We start from the raw sequence: 26,361 nt of genomic DNA, 5'->3' as shown, positions 1-26,361 counted from the left end.
CGGCAAGCCGACCCGTCACACGCTGAGGCCGTCCGCCCTCCCCTACGCGCTGCGTGAGGGATTCTCATCCAGGCACTCAGGCCTCTGATGCCCGTCTGGCGATATGCGGCGCGCAGGCAGCGGGGGGTGCGGGCCCGGAAATGATCGCCATAGTGTGACAATCCAGGCATTCTGAGGGCTCTGGAGAGACCCCCGCGCGGAGTGGATCAGATGACCTCCCGCCAGTGCCCATCTCTCGCAACTTCCGGCCCCGGCAGGCTCCCTGCGGCTCCTTGGGGCTCCTGAAGAGGCTTCCGGCCCAAAACCGGGCCGCAGCCGCCCATCCGCAGGAGCGCGTAGCGATCGATGGCGGCCTGTGTCCGGGCACAGGCGGGCCGGAGACGCTGAGAGGCAGGAGCGCGTAGCAATCGGGCGCGCCCCCTCGCCAGGGGCCGGCTTCCGCACCTGGCGGGAGGGGAAACCTGCTGGCCGGGCCACTGGGTGGGCCTTGGAACCCCTCGCCTTGGTGAATTGCCGACCTCCCGTTCTTTCGGGGGCGTCCCGACAGTCCTTGTCTTTCCGGGACGGGACGGCCTGTCAGGAGTGGAGCGAAGCGGAATCGCGAAGCGACGCGACGAAGGAGCGCTCTTGACAGGCCGGCCCGGCACGGAAGGACAGTCAAGGACTGACGGGATGACCCCGGAACCCCCACAACGCCCAACGTGAAGGGGACAAACGTCCTCAGCGCCCGCCGAAGCGCCTGACCAGCCAGTCCCACGCCCGCCGCCACCGCCTCCGGCGGCTGGCGGCTCCGCGCTGGGCGTTCTCGTACGCCTCCCGGGCGAGCGCCGCCCGTTCGTCGTCGCCGGCCTGATCGAAGAGCGCTTGCGCGGCGAGGAAATGCCGTGCGGCCGCGCCGAAGTCGCCCGTCCACTCGACGGTGAGACCGAGCGCCGCAAGCACCGCTCCCCGCAGCGCCGCGTCATCGGCCCCGTCACACAAGGAAAGGGCGTGCCCCAGCTCCGTCAGCGCCGCCGCTGACTCTCCCCGGGCCGACAGAACACCGCCCAGTTCGGCCCGGCTCACCACCTCGCTATGGAGGTCTCCGACCGCCGAATGGGCCTCGATAGCCGCCCTCAGCACCACCAGGAACTCGTCGTACCTCCCCGCGTCTTCGAGGACCGTCCCGAGCGTGCCTGCCACGACGCGGACCCGGTGCCAGTCCGGAACGCTCCTGTACATGGCCAGAGCCAGCTGGTAAACGGGAATGGCCTCGGCGGGATATCCGGCCCTCACCACCCCGGCCGCGAGGCTGTCATGTGCCTGTGCGGCCTCCAGTACCGCCCCCTGTTCCAGCAGGAGAGCCACACTCTCCTGATGCATCGTCAGCGCTTCTTGCAAGCGGCCCTGCTCCATCAGGATGGCGCGGAGGCTCGCCAGTACCGTGCCTTCGTGCCGCCGCGCACCGAGTCTGCGGTAGATCGCGAGGGCGTCCTCATTGGCGACGACCGCCTCGGTCAGCAGACCAGCCTCTCTCCTCGCCTCCGCGAGATTGAACAGTGCGGCGGCCTTGTTCTCGGTGTCGTCCTCTTCACCGTAGAAGGCGGCGACCTGCTCCAGAAGTTCACATGCTTCCTCCAGTCGAGAGGCCTGCCGCAGGGCCACCCCGATCCGGCTCAGGACAGCATGCTCGGTCCTGCTCTTTCCGATCCGCCGCGCCTCCGCCAGGGCGACCCGCCCGATCGCGATCGTGTCCTCGAACAGCCCCCTTCGGATCAGATGGTCGGCCAGGTACGTGGCAAGGAAGATCGCTTCCTTCGGTCTGCCGACGGCCACGCAGAAGGGCACCACGGCGAGCAAGTTGGCCCGCTCCGTGTCGAGCCACCGCAGAGCGGTCCCAGGATCGGAGAAACGCGCCGCTTGCCCGTCGGGATCTGCGTCGACAGCGCTCTGGGCCCCGTACAGGAACCCCGTGTAGAGCGACAGGAGGCAGTCCACGGCCACGTTCCACCCGTCGGCCGCAGCCTCCCGCTTCGCGTGCCCAGCGGCGTAGAGCCGGACGAGGTCGTGCATGCGCCAGCGATCGGACCCGCGCGGCTGCTCCGTGAGCAGCCCCGCACCAGCGAGCGCGGCCAGCAGCGTCCTTGTGCTGCTGGACCCGTCCCGCACCGCGTCCCGCCCGAGCCTGAGCACCGCGGCCGTGGTGGTCGCCACGTCCGGTCCCGGGTTCGCCGTCAGCAGCCGTAGCAGCCGTGCCTGATCGGCCGGCAGCCGCGCGTACGACAGGTCGAACGCGGCCCGGACCCCCGTCGGCACCCCGGCCCGGTCCTTCGGGCTCAGCGCCTCCAGCCGCGTCCGGGCATCGGCCAGCTGCGCGGCGAACTCGGCGCACCGCATCCCCGGATCCCCCGCCAGTACGGCCGCCGCCACCGTCAGCGCCAGCGGCAGCCGTCCGCAGTGCCCCGCGATCTCCGCCAGCGCCCCGGCTTCCGCGTCCGGACGCGGGTCGTCCGCCCACACCCGGCGCAGCGCGTCCGCCACCAGCTCCGCCGCCGCCCGCTCCGGCAGCCCGTACAGCGCCAGCACCCGCGCCCCGAAGTCCGGCGCCACCAGCCGGTCCCGCGAGGTCACCAGCAACCGGTGCGCCTCGCCCGGCGGCACCAGGTCCCGGACCTGCCCGACCTCCCCCGCGTCGTCGGCGACGATCAGGACCCGCCGCCCCGCCTCGGCCCGCGCCGCCAGCTCCGACCGGTACCGCGCCAGCCGCCCCTCCGCCGTCGCGGGCAGCTCCGCGTCCCGTACGCCCAGCTCACCCAGCAGCGTGTCGACGGCCTGCCCGATGCCCACCGCCCCGCCGGGGTCGTACCCGCGCAGGGCCACGAACAGCACCCCGCCCTCGAACCACCCGAGCTCCGCGGCCCGCTCGGCCACGTGCACGGCCAGCGCGCTCTTGCCCACCCCGGCCAGCCCCGCCACCACCACGGCCCGCCTCGCGCTGTCCGGCGCCAGCACCCCGAGCAGTTCCTCGACCTGTGCGGTACGCCCGACCAGCGCGACCGGCCCCTCGGGCAGCGCCCGGGGCGCCACCCCATCGGGCTCGGGCCCGTAGTAGTCACGGCCGACGAAGTACTGGTTGACCTGCCCGCCCCGGTCGGCCCGCGCCCCCTGCTCCACCTGCCCGGACTCCACTACGGCTCCTCACGCCGCCCGGCACCCGGCGCCCGGCGCGTCCGTCCACCGGTCTGCCGGATCCGCGCGTCCCCGGAGGCGTCGGCCCACTGGTCCACCCGGTCCGGAGCGTCGGCCCCGCCGCTCTGGGTGATCTGCGCACCGCCCGACGCCCGTGCCCGTTGCCGTACCGAGCGGCCGCCCCCGCCCCCGGCGGCCCACCAGGCCCCGGCGGCCACGGCGGCGGCCGCCACGGCCCCGGCGAAGGCACCGGCGACCGCGACGGCGTCGCTGTCCTTGTCCGGCAGCCAGCCGAACGGATCCGCACGGGCGAGCGCGAAGCACACCCCGAACACCACGGCCGCCGCTGCCACGACGACCGCCCACCGCATCGATCGAGCCATACGCCCACGATCCCACCGGGGTACTGCACTCGGCAGCCGTATGACGCAACCTCACATCAGCCTCGGGTCACCCCGCGAACTCGCACCACACCACCTTCCCCGGCGACCTCGCACCCACCCCCCACGCATCCGCCACCGCCGCCACCAGCAGCAGCCCGCGCCCGTGCTCGTCCGACGCCCCCGCCCCGGCCCCGACCCGGGGCAACCCGCCACCGCTGTCGTGTACTTCGACCCGCACCACGCCCTCGAAGCGCAGCAGCCGCAGGCGGTAGCCGCGGCCCGGGGGTACGCCGTGCAGCAGGGCGTTGGTGGCCAGTTCGCTCACGCAGAGCAACATCTCGTCCCGGCGCGATGTCACACCCCACGCGTCAAGCGTGACAGCCGTGAACTCCCTGGCAGCGCCCACTGTTTGACGGCTGCGCGGGTAGAGTCGGTCCCGCATCAGAGCGGGTTGAATATTTACGTTCACGCCCCGATCGTCGCGATGCGTGACTAGCGTGGCTGAGACGAACAACCCGTACTCCTCGCCGAGTACGGGTTGGTACGGCCTAGTTCCACGTCTCCAGTGGGGAGCCCCCAGTCATGCCACCACGGAAGCGGCCACGGCCCAACGCCACAGCGATGAAGATGGTCGGCGCACTCGTCGCCACGGCCCGCATCGCCGCCAAACTCACCCAGCGCGCGCTCGCCGAACTCGTCCCGATGGACGTCGAGACCCTGGCCTCCATCGAGCAGGGCCGGCGCGTCCTGATGCCGGACGTCGCCGAGAAACTCGACCGGATCCTGCGCCTGCCCGGCCTCCTGACGGTCGCCGCGAACGGCCTGCCCGAGGTCGACACGATCCCGGCCTGGGCGGAGGAGTACATGGAGCGCGAGTCCGAGGCCCTCGCGCTGTCCTGGTACGACACCCTGACCATCCCGGGTCTGCTCCAGACCGAGGCGTATGCCCGCGCGGTCTTCCGCTGCCGCGTCCCGTACGTCGGGGAGGAGAAGATCGAGCTCCAGACCGCCCGCCGGATGAAGCGTCAGGAGATACTGCGCCGTCCGGCCCCGCCCACCCTCAGCTTCATCATCGCGGAGGCGGCCATCCGCGACCGGATCGGCGGGGTGGAGGTCTTCCGTGAGCAGCTCCGGCACCTGCGCGAATGCGCCGACCACCCCAGCATCTCCATCCAGGTGCTGCCCCTGGGCGTCACCGCCCACGCGGGCCTCGCAGGCCCGTTCACGCTCCTGGAGACCCCCGAACACCAGTACCTCGCCTACTCGGAAACCCAGCGCGGCAGCATCCTCGTCCGGGACCCCAACGAGGTCAGCATCCTCCAGCAGAAGTATGCGATGCTGCGGTCACAGGCCCTCAACTGCGAAGCGACGAAGGACCTGTTCGACCAGCTGCTAGGAGAGCTATGAGCACCGAACTCACGTGGTTCAAGTCCAGCTACAGCGGCAGCGAGGGCGGCGCGTGCCTGGAAGTCGCCGCCACCTGGCGCAAGTCCAGCTACAGCAGCGACGAGGGCGGCCAGTGCGTCGAAATGGCCACCTGCGCCGCCGACCGAGTGCACGTGCGGGACTCCAAGGTCCCGCACGGCCCCACTCTCACCCTTTCCCCTTCGACGTGGTCGCACCTCACTCAGTGGGTCAGCGGGTAGGAGTGCCTGCCCGTTGCCTCGTCGATCTCGGTGTGTGCCTTGCTGAGCAGCTGGGACGCGAGATCCATGAGCGCACGGGCGCCCGCGATCTCCTCTCCGACCCGTAGCTGCTCCGGGTCGGAGGGGTGGCGCATGGCATAGCCACGCGCCTTCAGCTCGGTGCCGTCACCGAGTCTGAGCATGGCCGCCGCGCTGGTGCGGTGGCCTTCCTCGGAGAACTCCATTTCCACATGCCACCCGACGAGCGTGGGCATCGCGGACCACCTCCAGAGGTCGACCTCTATCCCTCCAGGGTGCGCCCACCCCTCCGCTACGGCCAGTCGATCAGACCCCAGAAGACGACGTAGTTGACCACCACGAAGCCCGGCGCCCACAGCGCGAGCGCCACGCGCCGGGCGGCGTACCGCCGCTGCCAGGGCAGCGCCCACGTCGCGATCAGCAGCACCAGGACGATCACCAGCCCGCCGCCGAAGATCGGGAACGCGGTCTCGAAGCTGGCGTCGAACCGGTCGCTGTCCGCCTCCCCGCACGAGTCGCAGGCCATCGGGGACAGCCCGGCGACGAAGAGCGAGAGCAGGCCCAAGGGCAGCGTCAGCAGCGTGCTGAGCAGCGGCGCGATGTAGGCGCGCCGGTCACGGGCGGTGTCAGGGGCGGTGTCACGGGTGTCGGCGAGGTGCGTCGAGGTCATGGCCCCAGCAAACCGTTCCGCACGGCCCCGGGCATGAGTCGCGGTACTCATCCGACGTACTCACTCATCCGCCGTGCTCACTCACCCGCGCGCGACGCCCCCTCCGCGTTGCGCGAGATCCGGGTGAGCAGGTCGCGTACGGCGGCCGCCTCGGCCTCGGACAGCCCCTCGGCGAGCCGGGCGTCGAGCTGCGCCACCAACGCGTCGGCCTGGGCGAAGACTTCCTTGCCGCGTTCGGTCAGCCGGATCTCGATCAGCGTGCCGTGGATCGGGTGCGGGGTGCGCGCGACCAGGCCGCGCGCCTCCAGCCGGCCGAGCAGGCTGTTCATGGTCTGCGGGGTGACCGACAGCCGCCGTGCGAGCTCGGCGGCGTTGATCCCGGGGTTGTCGCTCAGCACGGCCAGCGCGCCCTGCTGCGCGGCGGTGATGCCCGCCTCGCGCACCGCTGCCTCCTTCGCGGCCTGGGTCGCGCGCTCGGCCTGCTTGATGAAGACCAACAGTCGCTCGGAGTAGTGCATGCGCCGAGTGTAGGAGCGACGGGCAGCCACCACCAAGACAGCGGTGAGCTTGCGTAAGCCTATTCGCATGCTGTTAGCTGCATGCGTACGAACACCAGCACGCACCAACCCACCCAAGGAGTGCCTGATGACGGCTGCCCGGATCCGCCCCGCTCTCAGCAACGACCTCGCCCGCTCGATCGTCGACGCCGCCCTCGCCGCCGCCCGGGAGACCGACCTGCTCTTCTCCGTCGCGGTGGTCGACGAGTCCGGCCACCTGAGTGCCTTCGCCCGCCAGGACGGCTCGGGCCTGATGACCATCCAGATCGCCCAGGACAAGGCCTACACCGCGGCCGCCTTCGGGCTGAGCACCACCGACTGGCACGAGCTCGCCGAGAACGACGCCCAGCTGTCGGCGGGCGCCCGGACCGGGATCGACCGCCTCGTCACCTTCGGCGGCGGGCTGCCGATCGTCGTCGACGGGCACCTCGTCGGCGGGATCGGGGTCTCCGGCGGGCACTGGTCGGACGACGTGAAGATCGCCGAGGCCGGCCTGGCCGCCATCCCGGCGTAGCTCCCCGCGCGACTGCCCGCGTGCGCAACTCCCCCTGGCCGCAACGGACGTAAGACTTCCGTAACCGGCCAACCGGGAGGTGAGAGGGGCGGTGCGTGATCGACTGTGAGGACCTTCCCGCAGCACTCACCCGCAGCACTCACCGAGAGGCGACACATGAAGCGCGACCGCGCACGGTCCGGACGTCTGGGCCGGGTGGCCACCACCGGTGCCCTCGGCGCCGCCCTCGCCCTGGCCTTCGTGAGCCCGGCGTTCGCCGTCGACAACGGGGGCGGCATGGCGACGCCCGCGCAGCCCAAGACGAACAGCCCCGCCACCGCCTATGGCTCCATCTACGGGTCCACCCCGCAGAACCGCATGGGCACGATCTGGGCGGGCACCAAGGTCGACATGCGGTGCTGGGCGGACGGCGCCTGGGCCAACGGCACCAACCGCTGGTTCTTCGTCCACGCGCCCGGCGTCAGCACGAACGGCACGTCGGTCCGGGTCTCCGGCTGGATCAACGCCAACAAGGTCTCGAACCAGAAGGTCGTCCCGCACTGCTAGGACAGTGCCCCTAGGGCAGCGCCCCACCCCCGTGACGCCGTGACCTGCCGGTCACGGCGTCACGGGCGTACCGGCGGCAGAGGACCGTGACAAATGACAGGACCGGGCCCGCCCCGCCCGCCTACGCTCACCCCATGCCCAGCCCGCAGACCCTCACCGCGTACGCCAGGACCAACGCCTTCCAGTCCGCGTTCGCCCGCCGCGCCGCCGAGCGGACGGTCGACGTACCGGGCGGCTTCGCCGCGCTCGACGACACGTACGCGCACTCGCGCGCGAACAACCAGGTGTTCATCGACGGGGCCCCCGGCTCCCTGGATCCCCGCGCCCTCCCGGCGGTCGTGGACGAGGTGCTCGCCCACCTGCCGCACCGGATGGTGTCGGTCCTGGACGACGCGACGGGCCGGGCCTGCGCGCCGTACCTCACGGAGGCGGGGTACACCCACTCCCGGTACGTCGTCATGCTCCACGAGGGCCCCGTCCCCGCGGCGGGCGCGGTGCGCGCGGCGCGTGCGGCGGGTGCGGCGGCCCCGGCCGGGCCCGTCGGCCTGGAGGCCCTGCGCCGGCCGCTCGCCCGCCGCTGGCGCGGCTTCCTGCCCGTCGCCGGCGACGAGGAGATCCACCACCTCGTCGAACGCCGGCAGACCCGCCTGCGCGGCGCGGACTCCGTCCGCTTCATCGGCGCCCGCACACCGGACGGCGAGGTCGCCGCGTGGGCGGACCTCTACGCGGACCCGGCCGCGGGCACCGCCCAGATCGAGGACCTGGTCACCTCCGAGGCCCACCTCGGGCAGGGCTACGGCACCGCGGTCCTGCACGCGGCGCTGCGCCTGGCGGCGCACCTGCCGACCCGCTTCCTGATCGCGGACGCGGACGACTGGCCGCGCCACTGGTACGCCCGCCACGGCTTCACCGTGATCGGCCACAGCCACAACTTCGACCGCTCATAGGCCCCGTGGGCGCGTGCTGTCGGTGCCAGGGGCGAAGATGGCCCGCATGAGCCACGTGATCAGCATGAAGACCGCCACGATGAGCCGCATCCTCGCCTACCTCCCGGTGGCGGGCGAGCTGACGGACAACCAGGAGCGGGTCCTCGGCATCATCCGCGAGCACGCCCGCGCCGGCCAGGCCTCGCTGGACCACGAGGGCATCGACTGGGGCATCACCGTGCCCGAGGCCCTGGAGCACCTCCTGGCCGGCCGCCCGGAGGCGACGGGCCCGTACGTGGGCAACGCGTACTACACGGCCCTGCAGAACATCATCGAGTGCCACGGCTCGGACCCGACCGACGTGGGCGTCTACTCCAAGCCGTCCACGTTCTTCGGGCTCCTGGACGAGGAGCTGGCCGGCCTGGGCGTCCCGGCCGACCTGCTCCCGCACGGCTTCCTCTACGCGGGCGTCCCCGAGGAGATCCCCTTCCCCATCCCGTCCCCGCTGGACGGCTACCCGGCCATCGGGCACCTGCCGATGGCCCGGCTGAAGGAGGTCATCGACGCGTACAACGCGGTGCTGGACCGCCTGGACGGCTCGTTCACGTACGACCTGAAGCAGCTGCTGGAGCTGCTCCAGGTCGAGTACGACGAGCTCCAGACGTCCCTGAAGTACGGCCACGCCCCGGACGCGATCCTGTTCTGGATCCAGGGCTGAGACCCGCCCCCGGCCCCGCTCAGCGCTCCTGGCGCAGCCAGCCGGCCGCCTCGGTCGCCCAGTACGTCAGGATCGTGTCCGCGCCAGCCCGCTTGATGCCCATCAGGGTCTCCATGACGGCCCGGTCGCGCTCGATCCAGCCCTTCTCGGCGGCCGCCTCGACCATCGCGTACTCGCCGCTGATCTGGTACGCCGCCACCGGCACGTCCACGGCCTGCGCGACCCGGTGGAGGATGTCGAGGTAGGGGCCGGCCGGCTTGACCATCACCATGTCGGCGCCCTCCTCCAGGTCGAGCGCCAGCTCCCGCAGCGACTCGCGCGCGTTCGCCGGGTCCTGCTGGTACGTCTTGCGGTCGCCCTGGAGGGAGGAGGCGACGGCCTCGCGGAAGGGCCCGTAGAAGGCCGACGAGTACTTCGCCGTGTAGGCCAGGATCGCCACGTCCTCGTGCCCGGTCTCGTCCAGCGCGTCCCGGATGACGCCGACCTGGCCGTCCATCATCCCGCTGGGCCCCACGACGTGGACGCCCGCGTCGGCCTGGACCTGCGCCATCTCCGCGTACCGCTCCAGCGTCGCGTCGTTGTCGACACGGCCCTCGGCGTCCAGCACCCCGCAGTGGCCGTGGTCGGTGTACTCGTCCAGGCACAGGTCCGACATGATGACCAGGTCGTCCCCGACCTCCGCCTTCACGTCACGGATCGCGACCTGGAGGATCCCGTCCGGCTCGGTGCCCGCCGTACCGAGGGCGTCCTTGTTCTCGTCCGCCGGGACCCCGAAGAGCATGATCCCCGCGACGCCCGCCTCGACCGCCTCGACCGCCGCCTTGCGCAGCGTGTCACGGGTGTGCTGGACGACGCCCGGCATCGCCGAGATCGCCAGCGGCTCGCTGATGCCCTCCCGTACGAAGGCCGGAAGGATCAGGTCCGAGGGGTGCAGCCGGGTCTCCGCGACCATGCGCCGCATCGCCGGGGTGGTGCGCAGCCGTCGCGGCCGCGAGCCGGGGAAGGATCCGTACGCGCTCATACTCAGTCGCCTCTTCGAGCTTCGAGAACAGTCGGCGTCCAGCGTAGGCCGTCCCCCTCGCCGTGCCCGAAAGCGCCCCGTCCGGCCCCGTTCCCGAAAACGGGTCGGGGCCCGGACGCACCGCGTCCGGGCCCCACACCCTCTTCATCGACCTCAGGTGGTGCGCCGCCTGCGCGCACCCGGCCGGCGCTCGCTCGGCCGGGCGACCGGCTCCCCGGCCTCCCGCGCCGCGTCGCGGCGCGCCGCGCCGTACTCCGCCAGCGCCTCGGCGAGCTTGCCCACGCTCGGCTCCGGCGACAGCACGTCCACGCGCAGGCCGTGCTCCTCCGCCGTCTTGGCCGTCGCCGGCCCGATGCAGGCGATGACCGTCACGTTGTGCGGCTTGCCCGCGATCCCGACCAGGTTGCGCACGGTGCTCGACGACGTGAAGAGAACGGCGTCGAAACCGCCGCCCTTGATCGCCTCGCGGGTGTCCGCCGGCGGCGGCGACGCGCGCACCGTCCGGTAGGCGGTGACGTCGTCCACCTCCCAGCCCAGCTCTATCAGGCCCGCGACCAGCGTCTCCGTCGCGATGTCGGCGCGCGGCAGGAAGACGCGGTCGATCGGGTCGAAGACCGGGTCGTACGGCGGCCAGTCCTCCAGCAGCCCGGCCGCCGACTGCTCACCGCTGGGCACCAGGTCCGGCTTCACGCCGAACTCCACCAGCGCGGCCGCGGTCTGCTCGCCCACCGCCGCCACCTTGATCCCGGCGAAGGCGCGGGCGTCGAGCCCGTACTCCTCGAACTTCTCGCGCACCGCCTTCACGGCGTTGACCGAGGTGAAGGCGATCCACTCGTAGCGGCCCGTCACCAGGCCCTTGACCGCCCGCTCCATCTGCTGCGGGGTGCGCGGCGGCTCCACGGCGATGGTCGGCACCTCGTGCGGCACCGCGCCGTACGAACGCAGCTGGTCGGAGAGCGACGCGGCCTGCTCCTTGGTCCGCGGCACCAGCACCCGCCAGCCGAACAGCGGCTTGGACTCGAACCACGACAGGTCCTCGCGGCGGGCGCAGGCGCTGTGCTCCCCGACCACGGCTATGACCGGGCGCGCGCCCTCCGGCGAGGGCAGGATCTTGCCCTGCTTGAAGACCTGGGCGATCGTGCCGAGCGTCGCCGACCACGTGCGCTGCCGGGTCGTCGTACCGGCGACGGTGACGGTGAGCGGCGTATCGGGCTTGCGCCCGGCCGACACCAGCTCCGCCGCCGCGGCCGCGACCGTCTCCAGGGTCGCGGAGACGACCAGGATGCCGTCGCTCGCGCCGGTCTCGGTCCAGCAGCGGGCCGAGGCGGTGCGGGCGTCGAGGAAACGGACGTCCGCGCCCTGCTTGTCGCGCAGCGGCACACCGGCGTACGCGGGCACGCCCACCGCCGTCGCGACACCGGGCACGACCTCGAAGGGGATCCCCTCCGTGGCGCACGCGAGCATCTCCTCGGCGGCGCTGCCGTCCAGCCCGGGGTCTCCGGTGACGGCACGCACGACCCGCCTGCCGGAGCGCGCGGCCTCCATGACAAGATTGGCGGCGTCCCGGATCACCGGCACCCCGGCGGCTGCTGACAGTTCGTCAGTGACCGTCAGCTGCGGCGTGTCGACGCCCGGGCGGGCGTGCGCGACGACGACTTCGAGCACCTCGGGCTCCGCGATCAGCACGTCCGCGGCGGCCAGGGCCTCCACGGCGCGCAGCGTGAGCAGTCCCGGGTCGCCCGGACCGGCACCGAGGAAGGTGACGCGTCCTTGGGCCACAGCGGCCGGAAACGCGGAGGTGGACGGACTTGAGGGGTTCAAAGCGATCGCTCCCCCATCAGACCGGCCGCGCCCTTGGCCAGCATCTCGTCCGCGAGTTCGCGGCCGAGTGCCATCGCCTCGTCGTACGACTGGGGCACGGGACCGGTGGTGGACAGCTGCACCAGCGTCGAGCCGTCGAGGGTGCCGACGACGCCGCGCAGGCGCATTTCGTTGACAATCTGCCCGTCGGCCAGAAGGTCGGCGAACGCGCCAACGGGCGCGCTGCAGCCGGCCTCCAGGGCGGCGAGCAGGGACCGCTCGGCGGTCACGGCGGCCCGGGTGTGCGGGTCGTCGAGTTCACCGAGGGCGGCGATGAGCTCCGCGTCGGACGCGAGGCATTCCACTGCGAGTGCCCCTTGGCCGGGGGCGGGCAGAACCGTGTCGACCGACAGGTATTCGGTCACTTCGTCGCTGCGCCCGATCCGGTTGAGGCCGGCCGCGGCCAGGACGACCGCGTCCAGCTCGCCGTCGCGCACGTACCCGATCCGGGTGTCGACGTTGCCGCGGATGGCGACGGTCTCGATGCGCTTGCCCAGCGCGCGGGCGTGGTGGTTGAGCTGCGCCATGCGGCGCGGCGAACCGGTGCCCACGCGGGCGCCGTCGGGCAGCTGCTCGAAGGTCAGGCCGTCGCGCGCCACGAGCGCGTCCCGGGCGTCCTCGCGCGGCGGCATGGCCGCGACGACGAGCTCGGCGGGCTGGGCGGTGGGCAGGTCCTTCAGCGAGTGCACGGCGAAGTCGACCTCGCCGCGCACCAGGGCGTCGCGCAGCGCGGTGACGAACACGCCGGTGCCGCCGATCTGCGCGAGGTTCTCCCGGGAGACGTCCCCGTACGTCGTGATCTCCACGAGCTCGACGGGGCGGCCGGTGACGGCCCGCACCGCCTCCGCGACATGGCCGGACTGGGACATGGCCAGCTTGCTTCGCCGCGTGCCGAGCCGGAGCGGCTGGTCGAGACGTGAATTCATGATGCCCGTCCTGGGTCGTCGTTCCTGTCGGCCTGGCTGACGGAGGCCACCGTCTGCGGGTCGAGATCGAAAAGTTCGCGCAGCGCCTCGGCGTACCCGGCGCCGCCGGGCTCGCTGGCGAGCTGCTTCACGCGCACGGTCGGTGCGTGCAGCAGCTTGTCGACGACACGGCGTACGGTCTGCGCCACCTCGGCGCGCTGCCGGTCGTCGAGGTCGGGGAGCCGTCCGTCGAGCCGGGCCACCTCGCCGGCCACGACCTCGGCGGCCATGGCCCGCAGGGCCACCACGGTCGGGGTGATGCGGGCGGCGCGCTGGGCGGCGCCGAAGGCGGCCACCTCGTCCGCGACGATCCCGCGCACGGCGTCGACGTCGGCGGCCATCGGGGCGTCGGCGGAGGCCTCGGCCAGGCTCTCGATGTCCACGAGCCGTACGCCGGGGATCCGGTGGACGGCGGCGTCGATGTCGCGGGGCATGGCGAGGTCGAGCAGCGCCAGCCGTACGGGGGCGGCGCCGCCGTCGGCGACGGCCCGCCCGGCCCGCCGGGGCTGCCGCTGCGCGGCGGCCTCACCCTGGTCGGCCCAGGTCCCGTGCAGCTCCAGCGAACTGGCGTCCACCCCGGCGAGCGCGGCCCGCCCGTCGAGGTCGACGGGGCATTCGTCGGCGACGGCCTCCACGGGCGCGGTGATCGTCCGCGCGGCGCCCCCGTCGGCGAGCCGCCCGAACGTCTGCGCGGCGGCGGCGAGCCGGGCGACGACCTCGTGCTCGCCGTCGGCGGGGCGCTGCCCCGCACCCCGCGCCTCAATCGCCGGCGAGGCTGAGTTTGCCTCCGCCAGCCGCGAGGCCACACCGACCCGAAGGTCGTCCTCCGACGCCCGAGGCACCGGGGGCGCCCCCAGCGCTGCCCGAGGCAGGTCCAGGGCAGCGCCCTGCCCACCCAGCCCGGCCGACCCATCCAGCCCCGCCGACCCATCCAGCCCCGCCGGCGTTTGAGGCGCGGGGTCCGGGGCGGAGCCCAGCCCACCCAGCCCCGCCGGCGTTTGAGGCGCGGGGTCCGGGGCGGAGCCCCGGGAGGGGGTCCGGGAGGGGGTCCGGGGCGCAGCCCCGGTTCCGGGAAGGGGCGGGGTGGGGAAAGAGCCGCCCGCAGGGCCCCCGTCCACCGCAACCGCACCGGCAACCGCATCGGCGTCCAGCACCAGCCCCGTGGCTCCCGTGCACGACACCACCACGTCGACTCGTGTCAGCTCAGCCGGCACGTCCGCCATGGACACGGCCCGGGCGGAAACCTTCTCCCCCAGCAGCTCGACCAGCCGCGCCGCCCGCTCAGCCGTCCGGTTGGCCACCACGATCTCGGCCACCCCGACCCGCGCCAGCGTCGCCGCCGCCAGCGACGACATCGACCCGGCGCCGATCACCAGCGCCCGCTTGCCCGCCGCCCACTCGCCCACCGGCGTGTGCACCGCGAGCTGCTCCAGCCCGAACGTCACCAGCGACTGCCCGGCCCGGTCGATACCGGTCTCCGAGTGCGCCCGCTTGCCGACCCGCAGCGCCTGCTGGAAGAGGTCGTTGATCAGCCGGCCGGCGGTGTGCAGCTCCTGCCCCAGCGCCAGCGCGTCCTTGATCTGGCCGAGGATCTGCCCCTCGCCGATCACCATCGAGTCCAGTCCGCACGCCACCGAGAACAGGTGGTGCACCGCACGGTCCTCGTAGTGCACGTACAGGTACGGGGTGAGCTCCTCCAGAGCGACCCCGCTGTGCTGCGCGAGCAGCGTGGACAGCTCGGCCACGCCCGCGTGGAACTTGTCGACGTCCGCGTACAGCTCGATCCGGTTGCACGTGGCGAGTACCGCCGCCTCGGCCGCCGGCTCCGCCGCCAGCGTGTCGTGCAGCAGCTTCGCCTTCGCGTCGGCGGACAGGGCGGCGCGCTCCAGCACGCTCACCGGCGCGCTGCGATGGCTCAGCCCTACGACCAGCAGACTCATGCCGGCATCACCGCCGGCACGTCACCATCGGGACGGCCCTTGCGCGCCGCCGGCGGTACGGGGGCGGCCGTGCCCGGCGCCGCCTGCGCAGCCGGAGCAGACGCCGCCGAAGCAGACGCCGCCGGAGCGGACGCCGGAGCCGGCGCCGGCGCCGCCGCGTCCTCCCCCGCCTTGCGCTGCTCATGGAACGCCAGGATCTGCAGCTCGATCGAGAGGTCGACCTTGCGCACGTCCACGCCCTCCGGCACCGACAGCACCGTCGGCGCGAAGTTCAGGATGGAGGTGACCCCGGCCGCGATCAGCCGCTCGCTGACCTGCTGGGCCGCACCGGCCGGCGTGGCGATGACGCCGATCGAGACGCCGTTCTCCTCGATGATCTTCTCCAGATCATCGGTGTGCTGCACGGGCATGCCCGCGACCGGCTTCCCGGCCATCGCCGGGTCCGCGTCGATCAGCGCGGCGACCCGGAAACCGCGGGAGGCGAAGCCGCCGTAGTTGGCCAGGGCGGCGCCGAGGTTACCGATGCCGACGATGACGACCGGCCAGTCCTGGGTCAGGCCCAGCTCGCGGGAGATCTGGTAGACGAGGTACTCGACGTCGTAGCCGACGCCCCGGGTCCCGTAGGAGCCGAGGTAGGAGAAGTCCTTGCGCAGCTTCGCGGAGTTGACGCCGGCCGCCGCGGCGAGCTCCTCGGAGGACACCGTCGGGACCGATCGCTCGGAGAGCGCGGTGAGTGCCCGCAGGTACAGCGGGAGCCGGGCGACAGTGGCCTCGGGAATGCCTCGGCTGCGGGTCGCCGGTCGGTGAGTTCGGCCAGTTGCCACGATGCTCCTGCGGGATGAGCGGGGCTGCAGGCGGTCACTTGTCCCAAGACCGCCCCGTCGACAGCAGGCTATGTCTTTGTGAACGCGTGCACAAAGATTGTGTCCGCTTTGTCCGACCAAAGTGACCGGGGTCACGCGCCTCCCCGCCGTGGGGGCGGAACCAAGAACGGGCCGAACCCGTTCAAATCCCGAGGGGGGCAAAACCGTACACACTCCTCATCGATACGCCCCCGAGTCCCCACAAATCGCCCACGATGGTAACCGTGGAACGGGTCAGTCCTCCAACGCCCGCCGCAGCCGGTCGGGGTTCACCCTCCAGAAGGTGTGCTGTTCACCGTCCACCAGCACCACCGGGATCTGCTCCCAGTACAGCCGGTAGAGCTCCTCGTCCTGCGCGATGTCCTTCTTCTCCCACCGCGCGCCCGTCTCGGCACAGACCTTCTCGACCACCTTCTCCGCGTCCTCGCACAGGTGGCACCCCTGCTTCCCGACGAGCGTGACCACCCGGTCCGCGGGACTCTTCTTTTCCTTACGGCGCAGCAAAGGACTCATGCCCTCATTCTCCTCCGCCCGCGTAACACGGGGGCCCCGCAGTGTTCACGCATCCGCATCCCCGCGGTTCGGGAACCACCGAACACAGTGGCTATGCTCGCGTCATGGCCGCTCCCGGATGGCTCACACCCCGTAGGCGCTCCGCGACCGCGCGGAGCGTACTGGCAGGCGAGGCCTCGGCGGAGGCAGCCCGCAAGACCGCGCTGACCGAACCCGCCGGACCGGAGTCCGCGCCGACGTCCGGACCGGAGTCCGGACCGGAGTCCGCGCCGCAGGCCCCGCCCGAGCCGGAGTTCCCGGTCGCCGGCGACGACCTCGCCGCCGCCTTCTTCGACCTCGACAACACCGTCATGCAGGGCGCCGCGATCTTCCACTTCGGCCGCGGACTGTACAAACGCGAATTCTTCCGCCGCCGCGAACTCGCCCGCTTCGCCTGGCAGCAGGCCTGGTTCCGGCTGGCCGGCGTCGAGGACCCCGACCACATGCAGGACGCCCGCGACAGCGCCCTGTCCATCGTCAAGGGCCACAAGGTCTCCGAGCTGATGGCCATCGGCGAGGAGATCTACGACGAGTACATGGCCGAGCGCATCTGGCCCGGCACCCGCGCCCTGGCCCAGGCCCACCTCGACGCCGGACAGAAGGTGTGGCTGGTCACGGCCGCCCCCGTGGAGACCGCCACGATCATCGCCCGCCGGCTGGGCCTGACCGGCGCCCTGGGCACCGTCGCCGAGTCCGTCGACGGCGTCTACACCGGCAAGCTCGTCGGCGAACCCCTGCACGGACCCGCCAAGGCCGAGGCCGTACGGGCCCTGGCCACCGCCGAGGGCCTCGACCTCGAACGCTGCGCGGCGTACAGCGATTCGCACAACGACATCCCCATGCTGTCGTTGGTCGGGCATCCGTACGCGATCAATCCCGACACAAAACTGCGCAAGCATGCCCGGGCACACGACTGGCGGCTGCGCGACTATCGGACCGGCCGCAAGGCCGTGAAGGTCGGCGTCCCGGCGGCCGCCGGGGTCGGCGCCCTGGCCGGCGGCGCGGCCGCCGCGATCGCCCTGCACCGCCGCCGCCGCTAGGCGCACCCCGCGCGCGGCCCGCGCCACGGGCATTCCCGCAGGTCTACCCGTACCCCCGGTACGGCACTCAGGCCTGCCCGAATCGGTCGCGAGGCACCCCCGAAGCATCCATTCCGGAACCCCAAACGATCAACAATCGATCACGGTCCGCGACTGAATATGCCCTCGACACGCAACAGAAGTGTCGGAATCGATGATTTGCGCAACTGGGTGTAGCGCTGCCTGTACGAAGCGTTATTCTCCTCAAACGCATGCCGCCGCCCATCTGTCGCCACGACGGGTGAACGGTCCCGCACTGCACGTGATGGAAGCTCTGCCTCTGGGAGTCCCGTGTACCCACCTGTCGGGGTTGACGCCTCGGGCCTGGCTACGCTGCGCGCAACGGTCCTCGACCACTTGCGCGGCTTCGTCCCCACCGCGTACGCCGTCCCCGCCTTCGCCGCCGCGGTCCCTGCCGGCCTCGGCCCTGCCGGTCCTTGCTACGCCCTGACCGACGGTGGAGCGACGGTGGGCAGACGCGGTCGTACGAGCGGCGGCGCGGGCACGGCCGCCGGCGCGGCCACCACCACCCGCCGCCCCAGCGCGGACAGCGACAGCGCCCGCATGATGGACCTGGTCGAACGGGCCCAGGCCGGCGAGGCCGAGGCCTTCGGCCGCCTCTACGACCAGTACAGCGACACGGTGTACCGCTACATCTACTACCGCGTCGGCGGCAAGGCGACCGCGGAGGATCTCACCAGCGAGACCTTCCTGCGGGCCCTGCGCCGTATCTCCACCTTCACCTGGCAGGGCCGCGACTTCGGCGCCTGGCTGGTGACGATCGCACGCAACCTGGTCGCGGACCACTTCAAGTCGAGCCGTTTCCGCCTGGAAGTGACCACGGGCGAAATGCTGGACGCCAACGAGGTGGAACGCTCCCCCGAGGACTCCGTCCTGGAGTCCCTCTCCAACGCGGCCCTGCTGGAGGCCGTACGGAAACTCAATCCGCAGCAGCAGGAGTGCGTGACCCTGCGCTTCCTGCAGGGCCTCTCGGTCGCCGAGACGGCCCGGGTGATGGGAAAGAACGAGGGTGCGATCAAGACCCTCCAGTACCGGGCGGTCCGCACCCTGGCCCGCCTGCTCCCGGACGACGCCCGCTGATCCTCCTCGACCCATGACACAACCGGTGACCCCTCGATGACGCTGTGGTCCGATCATCCTTCGTCCGTAACCCAAGTGCCGCGCCGCTCGTTGTGCGGAATGCAGGCTCCCTGTGGACACGCCATGCCCGAAGTCGCTCACTCGAAAGAGTGGACGCGCTCAGGGAAGGCAACCTTCCGGACACCTTGGGGAGTCGATCGTCATGACGAGAGGAGGTGCCGCCAGTGATCGCGAACGTTTCTCCGCACCGGCGGGCGAACGCCTTCGCCCAGGCCCTGGAGGATCGGACCCCATCCGACCTTTCGGAACCGGACCCGGCGGCCGAGCAGTCCGAGGCACCTGCCGAACCTGCCGAGCACGACCGGCTGTTGGCCCTGGCGAGCGCGCTCGGCGAAATGCCGCGCCCGAAGCTGGACGCCGAGGTCAAAGTGGTGCAACGAGCCCAGCTCGTCGCCGCCATGGAGGCCATGGTGATGGAGGAGAGGGCCGGGGGCGGTGCCGCCCCGGACCCTCTGGTGCCCGAGCAGCGGACCGGCCGCGGCGCCCACCGGGCGACGACGCTCCGGAAATTGCGGCCCCGCTCCCGCTGGTCCAAGGGCATCGCGGCGGGGGGGCTCACGGTCGGAGTGGCCGCGGGGGCGTTCAGCGGTGTAGCCGCTGCCAGTACGGACGCGCTGCCCGGTGAAACGCTGTACCCGCTCAAGCGGGGCATGGAGGACCTCCAGCTCGGCATGACCGACGACGAGTCGGACAAGGGCGAGCTGTACCTCGACCACGCGTCGAGGCGGCTGTCGGAGGCCCGGCGCCTGATGGAACGGGGCCGCTCCGGCCCCCTGGACCACGAGGTCCTCGGCGAGATCCGCAAGACGCTGTCCTTCATGAAGCGCGACGCGGCCGAGGCCCACCGGCTCCTCCACCTGGCCTACCAGCGGGACGGCTCGCTCGGCCCCATGCAGGCGCTGTCGTCGTTCTCCCGCTCGCACCGCGACGCGTGGGGACGGCTCCGGTCGAACCTGCCGCCCCAGCTCACCGACGTGGGCGACGAGGTGAGCTCGGTCTTCCAGGCCATAGACGATGACGTCGCGCCGCTCGCGAACCTGCTGCCGAAGCCCCCGGAGCAGAACCGCGGCGCGCCCCCGTCCAAGCCGGCCACCGGCACACCGCCGGGCAAGCAGCACACCACGCCCCCGGCGGCCGCCCCCGGCGGCGGCCCCGCCCCGGCGACCCCGACCACGCCCGCGGCGAACACCCCGCCGGGCAAGGACGGCGGCCTCCTCGGCGGCGCGGAAGGCCTGCTCCCCCAGCGCCCGCCGGGCGGCACGGGCGGTCCCTCCGCGACCCCGCCCGAAGCGGCGAAGCCGGAGATCACCCTGCCGCCCCTGCTCCCGGGCATCCTCCCGGGCCTGGGGCTGAAGGCGGAGGACGCGGGCGAATGACCGGACGGCCCGGTGGGACAGCTCACGAGCTGCCCCACCGGGCCGTTTCAGAAGAACACCGTCAGAAGAACACCGAGCGACGCTGCACCAGCAGCTTGTACAGGGTGTGCTGGATCTGTTCGCGCACCTGGTCCGTCAGGTTGAACATCAGCATCGGATCCTCCGCCGCCTCCGGCGGATACCCGTCCGTCGGGATCGGCTCCCCGAACTGGATCGTCCACTTCGTCGGCAGCGGCACCGCACCCAGCGGCCCCAGCCACGGGAACGTCGGCGTGATCGGGAAGTACGGGATCCCCAGCAGCCGCGCCAGCGTCTTGGCGTTGCCGACCATCGGGTAGATCTCCTCCGCGCCCACGATCGAGCACGGCACGATCGGTGTGCCCGCCCGCAGCGCCGTGGACACGAAACCACCCCGGCCGAAGCGCTGGAGCTTGTAGCGGTCCCCGAACGGCTTCCCTATCCCCTTGAAGCCCTCCGGCATCACCCCGACCAGCTCCCCGGCCTCCAGCAGCCGTTGCGCGTCCTCCGCGCACGCCAGCGTGTGTCCGGCCTTCCGCGCCAGCTCGTTGACCACCGGCAGCATGAACACCAGGTCCGCCGCCAGCAGCCGCAGGTGCCGCCGCGCCGGATGGTGGTCGTGGACCGCCACCTGGAGCATCAGACCGTCCAGCGGCAGCGTCCCCGAGTGGTTGGCCACGATCAGCGCCCCGCCCTCCGACGGGACGTTCTCCAGGCCCTTCACCTCCACCCGGAAGTACTTGTCGTACAGCGGCCGCAGCAGCGACATGAGCACCTGATCGGTGAGCTCCTTGTCGTAGCCGAAGTCGTCGACCTCGTACTCCCCGGTGACCCGCCGCCGCAGGAACGCCAGCCCGCCCGCGATCCGCCGGTCCCAGCCACCGCCGGCCGCCGGAGCCGGCTCGACCGCCGGCTCCACCGCCGCCTCCCCGGGCCCGTCGGGCGGCCGTACCTCGCCGCCCGGCGGGGCCGCCGGCTCCGGGACCGCGCGTACCCGCCGCGCCCGCCGGCGCGGCCGCCGCTCCTCGTCGAACGGAATGACCTTGGCGTCCGCCACTATCGCTTCGCTCCCTCGTCCACCAAGCCGCCGCCCGGGCCCTTGCCCGCGCCGTCCACGTCGATGTCCAACAGCTCCGCCATCCGGTCCACGGCCCGCGCCGCCCGCTCCGGCGGCAGCAGCCCGTTCCCCCGGCTGCGCGCGAAGTCCGCGAAGGTCTCCGCCGTCGTGTACACCGGTTCGAACCCGAGCACGTCACGCATCTGGGCCGTCTCCACCACCCGCCCGTGCGTGAGCAGCCGGATCTGCTCCGGCGAGAAGTCCGTCACCCCCACCGCCCGCAGCGCCGACCCCACCCATGTCACCGCCGGCAGCAGCAGCGGCACCGTCGGCCGCCCCAGCCGCCGCGCGCACTGCGACAGCAGCAGCACCCCGTCACCCGCGATGCTGAAGGTGCCGCTGTTCAGCGTGCCGCGCCGCGGCTCCGCCGCCGCCAGCCGCAACACGTCCAGTACGTCGTCCTCGTGCACGAACTGCAGCCGCGGGTCGTACCCGAGCACTGTCGGCAGGACCGGCATCGAGAAGTACTCGGCCAGCGCCGAGTCCGCGAACGGCCCCAGGATGTTCGCGAACCGCAGCACGCACACCGCCACATCCGGCCGCCGGCGCGCGAAGCCCCGTACGTATCCCTCGACCTCGACCGCGTCCTTCGCGAACCCGGACGACGGCAACGCCTTCGGCTGCGAGGTCTCGGTGAAGACGGCCGGATCCTTCGGCGAGCCGCCGTACACGCTCGTGCTGGACTTCACCACCAGCCGCCGTACGGTGGGCGACTTCTGGCACGCCCCGAGCAGCTGCATCGTCCCGATGACGTTGGTCTCCTTGACGGCGCTGCGGGCCCCGCCCGCTCCCGCGCTGCCCCCGGTGACCGCCAGATGGACCACCGTGTCGACCGCGTGTTCCGCCAGCACCCGCGCGATCGCCGACTGCCGGATGTCCGTACGCACGAACTGCGCCGCCCCCAACCGGTGCGGCGGCTGCACCGCGTCGACCGCGATCACCCGTTCGACATCCGGGTCGCGCTGGATCCGCCGCACGAAGCGGCCTCCCAGCTGCCGCGCAGCCCCGGTCACCAGCACGACCTTGCCCACCGCTCAGCGCCTCCCTCGGTCAACACCGCGGACGAAGTACCCGGCTGCACCGCAGCCCCTCCACCAGGATGGTGGAGGGGCTGCGGAAAACACGTACAGCTGCCGTCTACTTCTTGTTACGACGCTGAACGCGGGTGCGCTTGAGCAGCTTGCGGTGCTTCTTCTTAGCCATCCGCTTGCGCCGCTTCTTGATAACAGAGCCCACGACTACCCTCGCTCACTTCTCTTCACTCGGTGCGGGGCGTCTGGGCCCACACGACCTACGTCGGCCTAGCCTACCCGCCTGAGAGCCGAGCTTGTAATCCGAGGGCAACCCGGGGGTCAGACTCAGGCCGACTCCACCCCCACAAACGACTCCCGGAGGTACTCGTGGACCGCGTTCTCGGGGACCCGGAAGGACCGGCCCACCCGGATCGCGGGCAGATGGCCGTTGTGCACCAGGCGGTACACGGTCATCTTCGACACTCGCATCACCGAGGCGACCTCCGCCACGGTCAGGAACTGAACCTCACTGAGAGGCCTCTCGCCAGCAGCCATGACACACCTTGACCTTCCGCGCATGACGGGGCACCGGCTTCCCCTCCGGTTACTCCACGTCGTCGCACGCTCACTCCCCAGATTAGGGGCGCATGATACGAGTGGGGAAGAGGAGCTACGGCTCCTCGTACCGCCCCGACAGCCGCGCCCGGTCGAGGACATAGCGCGTGAGGGGCACGTAGTAGTCCGAGCGGACCCCGTCATCGAGCGGAACGGCCACCGCCACCCGCCCCTCGGCCTCCCCCACGAACAGCGCGGGATCGTCCGTATCCGCCAGCCCGATGGCCTCAAAACCCAGCTGACCTGCTCCGCAGACCCATCCGTGATCCCCCACCACCAATTCCGGCAACGGCCCGCCGGACTCCGCCAGCGCCCCCAGGGCCACCCGGACCGGCAACGGCGAATGGGAGTGCGCGCCGGTGGCACTCCCGGACGGCCGCACGCCGGGTTCCCGCACCAGTGCGACCCCCCGTACGTAGTCGAGGCAGTACGTGCGTACGCCGAACCGGGTCGCCACGTCCATCAGGGACCCCTGCGCCGGAGTGAGCACCACACAGCCCGCCGCCGACAGGGCCCGCGCCAAAGTGGCGTAGAAGTCCAGGAGCCGGTGCGGGTGCCCCGTCCCCAGCAGGACGGCCGCCCGCACGCCCGCGGCCGCCCGCAGACGCTCCGCGAACGCCTCCAGCGCCGCCACCGTCCGCTCCGGATCGATCACGTCCGGGCCGCTGACGTGCGCCGGATCCCCCGAGACCCCGCACTTGTCGGCCATCAGCCGCAGCAGATCACCCTCGCCCCACCGCCACTCCGGATCAAGCCCCAGTAACACCCGCGGGTCGCGCGCCGCGAACAGCCGGTAGCTGCGCAGGCTTTCCTCGCGCGAGGTCGCGACGGGCCCGGCCAACCGGGCGGCCAGCAGATGCGCTCGCAGGGCGCCGGTGCTCAACACGCTCCGATGCTGCCGCACCCGCCCAGGCCGCTCACCGATTCCCGCGAACAGCCCCACCGTTGGCCTAACCAGCCACATCCGGGTGCAGCAACCGTGATAAGCGCCGCACCCGCCCCGCCCTCCCCGCGGGCTACAGCAGCATCCCCCGCAGCGGGAACACCGCCCGCCGCGTCGCCAGCACCGCCTGGTCCGTCCGGTCCGCCGGGTCGTACCCCGCCTCCCAGTCCCGCCAGCCCACCGACCGCCCGTCCGTCATCCGCGCCGGCGCCAACTGCCGCGTGCGCGCGTACACCTCGTCGCGCCACGACGACGGCACGGCCGTCTCCGGATCGATCGGCCGGTGCGCCGCGATCGCCACCAGGTGCGTCCACGACCGCGGTACGACGTCCACCACCGCGTACCCGCCGCCGCCCAGCGCCAGCCACCGCCCGTCCGCGTGCTCGTGCGCCAGCGCGTGACACGCCTCCTGCACGGCCCGCTGCGCGTCCAGCGACACCGCCAGGTGCGCCAGCGGGTCCTCGAAGTGCGTGTCGGCCCCGTGCTGCGTCACCAGCACCTGCGGCCGGAAGTCCGCCAGCAGCTCCGGCACGGTGGCGTGGAAGGCCCGCAGCCACCCCTCGTCCCCCGTGCCCGCCGGCAGCGCCACGTTCACGGCGCCGCCCTCGGCCCCCGGCCCGCCGGTCTCCTCGGGCCAGCCCGTCTGCGGGAACAGCGTCCGCGGATGCTCGTGCAGGGAGATCGTCAGCACCCGGGGGTCGTCCCAGAACGCCGCCTGCACCCCGTCCCCGTGGTGCACGTCGACGTCCACGTACGCCACCCGCTCGGCCCCCAGCTCCAGCAGCCGCGCGATCGCCAGCGACGCGTCGTTGTACACGCAGAACCCGGCCGCGCCCCCCGGCATCGCGTGGTGCAGCCCGCCGGAGAAGTTCACGGCGTGCGCGGCCTCCCCGCGCCAGATCGCCTCCGCGGCTCCCACCGACTGCCCGGCGATCAGCGCCGACGCCTCGTGGATCCCGTGGAACGCCGGATCGTCCATGGTCCCCAGCCCGTACGAGCCGTCCGCCACCCCCGGGTCCGCGGACACCTCCCGTACGGCGGCCACGTAGTCCTCGCGGTGCACCAGCCGCAGCGTCGAGTCCCCGGCCGACCGGGCCGAGCGCACCTCCATCTCCCGGTCCAGCCCGAAGGCGCGCACCAGGCCCATGGTCAGCGCCAGGCGCACCGGATCCATCGGATGGCTGGGCCCGAAGTCATACTTCGTTACCGCCTCGTCCCACATCAACAACCCGCGGCCGCTCATGCCCGACACCGTATCGGGCGCCTTGAGCACCGAACGAGCGGGCGTGGAACAGCGTCACCAGCACGAGCAGCATCGGCACCACCATGGCCCACCGGTAACTCCAGGCGTCCCCGAGCGCCCCGACGAGCGGCGACCCGACCAGAAACCCCACGTAGTTGAAGATGTTCAGCCGCGCGACGGCCGCGTCGGAGGCCCCGGGGAACAGCCGCCCGGCGGCGGCGAAGGTCTGCGGCACGATCACGCACAGCCCGAGCCCCAGCAGCGTGAACCCGAGCATCCCCACCCACGCCCCGGGTGCCACCGCCACCACCGCGAACCCGCCGGCCGCCACCAGCGTCCCGCCGCGCACCACGGCCACCGCCCCGAACCGCCGCACCCCCAGGTCCCCGACGGCCCGCCCGATCAGCGTGGTCACCATGTAGACGTTGTAGGGGACGGTGGCCAGCTGCTCGGAACTCCCCAGCACGTCCTGGAGGTACTTGGCACTCCAGTTCGCCACGGTCGAGTCCCCGATGTACGCGCACGCCATCACCAGGCACAGGGGCAGCAGCATCCGGAACCCACCGCCGCCAAGCCCCGAGGCCCCCTCCCCCTCGTCTCCCCCCACTCCCCCATCGACGTAGAACCGGCTGCCGAGGAGCGCGCAGGGCAGCAGCACGGCCACCGCCGGCAGGTACGACACGAACAGCCCCAGCTGCCAGTGCGCCCCCGCCCACGCCGCCGACGCCCCGACGATCCCGCCGAGGCTGTACGCGGCGTGGAAGCCGAGCATGATGCTCCGCCCGTACGCGTGCTGGAGGCTGACGCCCAGCATGTTCATGGACGCGTCCAGCGCCCCGACGGCGAGCCCGAACGCCCCCAGCGCGACGGCCACATGCCACATCTGCGTACCGGCCCCGACTGCCAGCAACGACAACAGCACCAACGGCTGCGCCCACCGCAGGACGACACTGGGCGGCACCCGCCGCACGAGCTTCTCGGTCCCCACACTCGCCACGCCGGCGAGGACGGGCACGGCGGCGAGGAAGACGGGCAACAGCCCGTCGGATATCCCGTACCGGTCCTGGATGGCGGGGATCCGCGTCACCAGGAGCGCGAAGGTCACGCCCTGCACGAAGAAGCTGAACCCCAGCGCCCCGCGCCCCCGCCCGAGCCGCACGCCCGCCGTTCCCGTTGCCGTCATGGCGGCACAGCGTAGGGCCTCTCCCTACTCCCGGGTAGAGATCTCACACACCCGTCCGGCACCTACGAGCGGAACACACGTTCACACGCTTCAGGTGGACCCGGCACCGATGGGGGATGGTCTGGTACCAGACCGGACCTCCCAGCGTACCCATCGGAGAGGCAGGAGCGTGCCCTGAACGCAGAAAAGCCCCGCACCATAAGGTGCGGGGCTTTCCCACAATGATTGTTCGGCGGCGTCCTACTCTCCCACAGGGTCCCCCCTGC

The 26,361-nt window shown here is 72.2% G+C and carries 28 protein-coding genes; 9 read left to right on the top strand and 19 right to left on the bottom strand.

Annotation, left to right across the window (positions count from 1 at the left end; genetic code table 11):
• Window positions 1-720: 720 nt before the first annotated feature.
• The 3 genes from ACIPXB_RS32595 to ACIPXB_RS32585 all read right to left on the bottom strand — a co-directional run bounded on the left by ACIPXB_RS32595 (window position 721) and on the right by ACIPXB_RS32585 (window position 3,993).
• The gene (locus ACIPXB_RS32595; protein ID WP_401455800.1) at window positions 721-3,168 is read right to left on the bottom strand and encodes a tetratricopeptide repeat protein; all 2,448 of its coding nucleotides are present in this window, start codon (window positions 3,166-3,168) and stop codon (window positions 721-723) included.
• Window positions 3,168-3,551, bottom strand: coding sequence for a hypothetical protein (locus ACIPXB_RS32590; protein WP_401455799.1), 384 nt, complete (start codon window positions 3,549-3,551; stop codon window positions 3,168-3,170). The genes ACIPXB_RS32595 and ACIPXB_RS32590 overlap by 1 nt, the downstream gene beginning before the upstream one ends.
• A 67-nt stretch (window positions 3,552-3,618) precedes the next feature.
• Window positions 3,619-3,993 (bottom strand): ATP-binding protein, encoded by a 375-nt coding sequence (locus tag ACIPXB_RS32585; protein ID WP_401455919.1) that lies wholly within the window; start codon window positions 3,991-3,993, stop codon window positions 3,619-3,621.
• A gap of 140 nt (window positions 3,994-4,133) precedes the next feature.
• Between ACIPXB_RS32585 and ACIPXB_RS32580 the strand changes: the two genes are divergently transcribed.
• Together ACIPXB_RS32580 and ACIPXB_RS32575 are read left to right on the top strand one after the other, a co-directional pair.
• Complete coding sequence (locus ACIPXB_RS32580; protein ID WP_401455796.1) at window positions 4,134-4,958, top strand: helix-turn-helix domain-containing protein; 825 nt, start codon at window positions 4,134-4,136, stop codon at window positions 4,956-4,958.
• Window positions 4,955-5,197 (top strand): DUF397 domain-containing protein, encoded by a 243-nt coding sequence (locus ACIPXB_RS32575; protein ID WP_401455795.1) that lies wholly within the window; start codon window positions 4,955-4,957, stop codon window positions 5,195-5,197. Before ACIPXB_RS32580 ends, ACIPXB_RS32575 begins: the two co-directional genes overlap by 4 nt.
• On the opposite strand, the gene ACIPXB_RS32570 is transcribed toward ACIPXB_RS32575, so the two are convergent.
• From ACIPXB_RS32570 to ACIPXB_RS32560, 3 genes are all read right to left on the bottom strand, one after another.
• Window positions 5,179-5,451: a DUF1876 domain-containing protein gene (locus ACIPXB_RS32570; protein WP_401455794.1), complete on the bottom strand. Its 273-nt coding sequence runs from the start codon at window positions 5,449-5,451 to the stop codon at window positions 5,179-5,181. The genes ACIPXB_RS32575 and ACIPXB_RS32570 overlap by 19 nt on opposite strands.
• Before the next feature lie 56 nt (window positions 5,452-5,507).
• Window positions 5,508-5,885 (bottom strand): hypothetical protein, encoded by a 378-nt coding sequence (locus tag ACIPXB_RS32565; RefSeq protein WP_401455792.1) that lies wholly within the window; start codon window positions 5,883-5,885, stop codon window positions 5,508-5,510.
• 77 nt (window positions 5,886-5,962) lie between these two features.
• A complete protein-coding gene (locus ACIPXB_RS32560; protein WP_401455790.1) occupies window positions 5,963-6,403 on the bottom strand; it encodes a MarR family winged helix-turn-helix transcriptional regulator in 441 nt (146 codons plus the stop codon).
• Between the two features lie 127 nt (window positions 6,404-6,530).
• Between ACIPXB_RS32560 and ACIPXB_RS32555 the strand changes: the two genes are divergently transcribed.
• From ACIPXB_RS32555 to ACIPXB_RS32540, 4 genes are all read left to right on the top strand, one after another.
• Window positions 6,531-6,956, top strand: a complete 426-nt coding sequence (locus ACIPXB_RS32555) for a heme-binding protein (protein ID WP_401455789.1) — start codon at window positions 6,531-6,533, stop codon at window positions 6,954-6,956.
• Window positions 6,957-7,112: 156 nt separating this feature from the next.
• A complete protein-coding gene (locus tag ACIPXB_RS32550) occupies window positions 7,113-7,502 on the top strand; it encodes a hypothetical protein (RefSeq protein WP_401455787.1) in 390 nt (129 codons plus the stop codon).
• A 134-nt stretch (window positions 7,503-7,636) separates the two neighbouring features.
• A complete protein-coding gene (locus ACIPXB_RS32545; RefSeq protein ID WP_401455786.1) occupies window positions 7,637-8,449 on the top strand; it encodes a GNAT family N-acetyltransferase in 813 nt (270 codons plus the stop codon).
• A gap of 46 nt (window positions 8,450-8,495) precedes the next feature.
• A complete protein-coding gene (locus tag ACIPXB_RS32540; protein WP_401455785.1) occupies window positions 8,496-9,146 on the top strand; it encodes a hypothetical protein in 651 nt (216 codons plus the stop codon).
• Window positions 9,147-9,165: 19 nt separating this feature from the next.
• Here the strand turns inward: ACIPXB_RS32540 and hemB are convergent, their stop codons facing one another.
• The 6 genes from hemB to ACIPXB_RS32510 form a co-directional block, all read right to left on the bottom strand.
• Window positions 9,166-10,167, bottom strand: a complete 1,002-nt coding sequence (gene hemB, locus ACIPXB_RS32535) for a porphobilinogen synthase (protein WP_401455784.1) — start codon at window positions 10,165-10,167, stop codon at window positions 9,166-9,168.
• A 153-nt stretch (window positions 10,168-10,320) separates the two neighbouring features.
• Complete coding sequence (locus ACIPXB_RS32530; RefSeq protein WP_401455782.1) at window positions 10,321-11,988, bottom strand: uroporphyrinogen-III synthase; 1,668 nt, start codon at window positions 11,986-11,988, stop codon at window positions 10,321-10,323.
• Window positions 11,985-12,953 carry a hydroxymethylbilane synthase gene (gene hemC, locus ACIPXB_RS32525; RefSeq protein WP_401455780.1) on the bottom strand — a complete coding sequence of 323 codons (969 nt, stop codon included), beginning with the start codon at window positions 12,951-12,953 and terminating at the stop codon, window positions 11,985-11,987. Before hemC ends, ACIPXB_RS32530 begins: the two co-directional genes overlap by 4 nt.
• A complete protein-coding gene (locus tag ACIPXB_RS32520; protein ID WP_401455779.1) occupies window positions 12,950-14,932 on the bottom strand; it encodes a glutamyl-tRNA reductase in 1,983 nt (660 codons plus the stop codon). Before ACIPXB_RS32520 ends, hemC begins: the two co-directional genes overlap by 4 nt.
• The gene (locus ACIPXB_RS32515; RefSeq protein ID WP_401455777.1) at window positions 14,929-15,756 is read right to left on the bottom strand and encodes a redox-sensing transcriptional repressor Rex; all 828 of its coding nucleotides are present in this window, start codon (window positions 15,754-15,756) and stop codon (window positions 14,929-14,931) included. The genes ACIPXB_RS32520 and ACIPXB_RS32515 overlap by 4 nt, the downstream gene beginning before the upstream one ends.
• A gap of 273 nt (window positions 15,757-16,029) precedes the next feature.
• The gene (locus tag ACIPXB_RS32510; protein ID WP_401455775.1) at window positions 16,030-16,308 is read right to left on the bottom strand and encodes a glutaredoxin family protein; all 279 of its coding nucleotides are present in this window, start codon (window positions 16,306-16,308) and stop codon (window positions 16,030-16,032) included.
• A gap of 104 nt (window positions 16,309-16,412) precedes the next feature.
• Between ACIPXB_RS32510 and ACIPXB_RS32505 the strand changes: the two genes are divergently transcribed.
• The 3 genes from ACIPXB_RS32505 to ACIPXB_RS32495 all read left to right on the top strand — a co-directional run bounded on the left by ACIPXB_RS32505 (window position 16,413) and on the right by ACIPXB_RS32495 (window position 19,963).
• Window positions 16,413-17,387, top strand: a complete 975-nt coding sequence (locus tag ACIPXB_RS32505) for an HAD family hydrolase (RefSeq protein ID WP_401455772.1) — start codon at window positions 16,413-16,415, stop codon at window positions 17,385-17,387.
• A gap of 330 nt (window positions 17,388-17,717) precedes the next feature.
• Window positions 17,718-18,527 (top strand): ECF subfamily RNA polymerase sigma factor, BldN family, encoded by an 810-nt coding sequence (locus tag ACIPXB_RS32500; RefSeq protein WP_401455771.1) that lies wholly within the window; start codon window positions 17,718-17,720, stop codon window positions 18,525-18,527.
• A gap of 224 nt (window positions 18,528-18,751) precedes the next feature.
• Window positions 18,752-19,963 carry a DUF5667 domain-containing protein gene (locus ACIPXB_RS32495; RefSeq protein ID WP_401455769.1) on the top strand — a complete coding sequence of 404 codons (1,212 nt, stop codon included), beginning with the start codon at window positions 18,752-18,754 and terminating at the stop codon, window positions 19,961-19,963.
• A gap of 61 nt (window positions 19,964-20,024) precedes the next feature.
• Here the strand turns inward: ACIPXB_RS32495 and ACIPXB_RS32490 are convergent, their stop codons facing one another.
• The 7 genes from ACIPXB_RS32490 to ACIPXB_RS32460 form a co-directional block, all read right to left on the bottom strand.
• Window positions 20,025-21,038 (bottom strand): lysophospholipid acyltransferase family protein, encoded by a 1,014-nt coding sequence (locus tag ACIPXB_RS32490; RefSeq protein WP_401455767.1) that lies wholly within the window; start codon window positions 21,036-21,038, stop codon window positions 20,025-20,027.
• Window positions 21,038-22,129, bottom strand: coding sequence for an NAD-dependent epimerase/dehydratase family protein (locus tag ACIPXB_RS32485; RefSeq protein WP_401455766.1), 1,092 nt, complete (start codon window positions 22,127-22,129; stop codon window positions 21,038-21,040). Before ACIPXB_RS32485 ends, ACIPXB_RS32490 begins: the two co-directional genes overlap by 1 nt.
• A gap of 106 nt (window positions 22,130-22,235) precedes the next feature.
• On the bottom strand, window positions 22,236-22,334 hold the full coding sequence (locus ACIPXB_RS32480; protein WP_003948845.1) for a 30S ribosomal protein bS22: 99 nt from the start codon (window positions 22,332-22,334) through the stop codon (window positions 22,236-22,238).
• A 122-nt stretch (window positions 22,335-22,456) separates the two neighbouring features.
• A complete protein-coding gene (locus tag ACIPXB_RS32475; protein ID WP_162688852.1) occupies window positions 22,457-22,666 on the bottom strand; it encodes a helix-turn-helix domain-containing protein in 210 nt (69 codons plus the stop codon).
• 115 nt (window positions 22,667-22,781) lie between these two features.
• Window positions 22,782-23,612 (bottom strand): phosphatase, encoded by an 831-nt coding sequence (locus ACIPXB_RS32470; protein WP_401455763.1) that lies wholly within the window; start codon window positions 23,610-23,612, stop codon window positions 22,782-22,784.
• A 130-nt stretch (window positions 23,613-23,742) separates the two neighbouring features.
• Window positions 23,743-24,912 carry an acetoin utilization protein AcuC gene (locus tag ACIPXB_RS32465; RefSeq protein ID WP_401455761.1) on the bottom strand — a complete coding sequence of 390 codons (1,170 nt, stop codon included), beginning with the start codon at window positions 24,910-24,912 and terminating at the stop codon, window positions 23,743-23,745.
• On the bottom strand, window positions 24,863-26,095 hold the full coding sequence (locus tag ACIPXB_RS32460) for an MFS transporter (protein WP_401455759.1): 1,233 nt from the start codon (window positions 26,093-26,095) through the stop codon (window positions 24,863-24,865). Before ACIPXB_RS32460 ends, ACIPXB_RS32465 begins: the two co-directional genes overlap by 50 nt.
• Between the last annotated feature and the right edge of the window lie 266 nt (window positions 26,096-26,361).

Source organism: Streptomyces sp. NPDC090022, assembly GCF_044748145.1.
In the GTDB taxonomy this organism is placed as follows: domain Bacteria; phylum Actinomycetota; class Actinomycetes; order Streptomycetales; family Streptomycetaceae; genus Streptomyces.
This window is presented reverse-complemented; position numbering and strand designations above follow the sequence as displayed.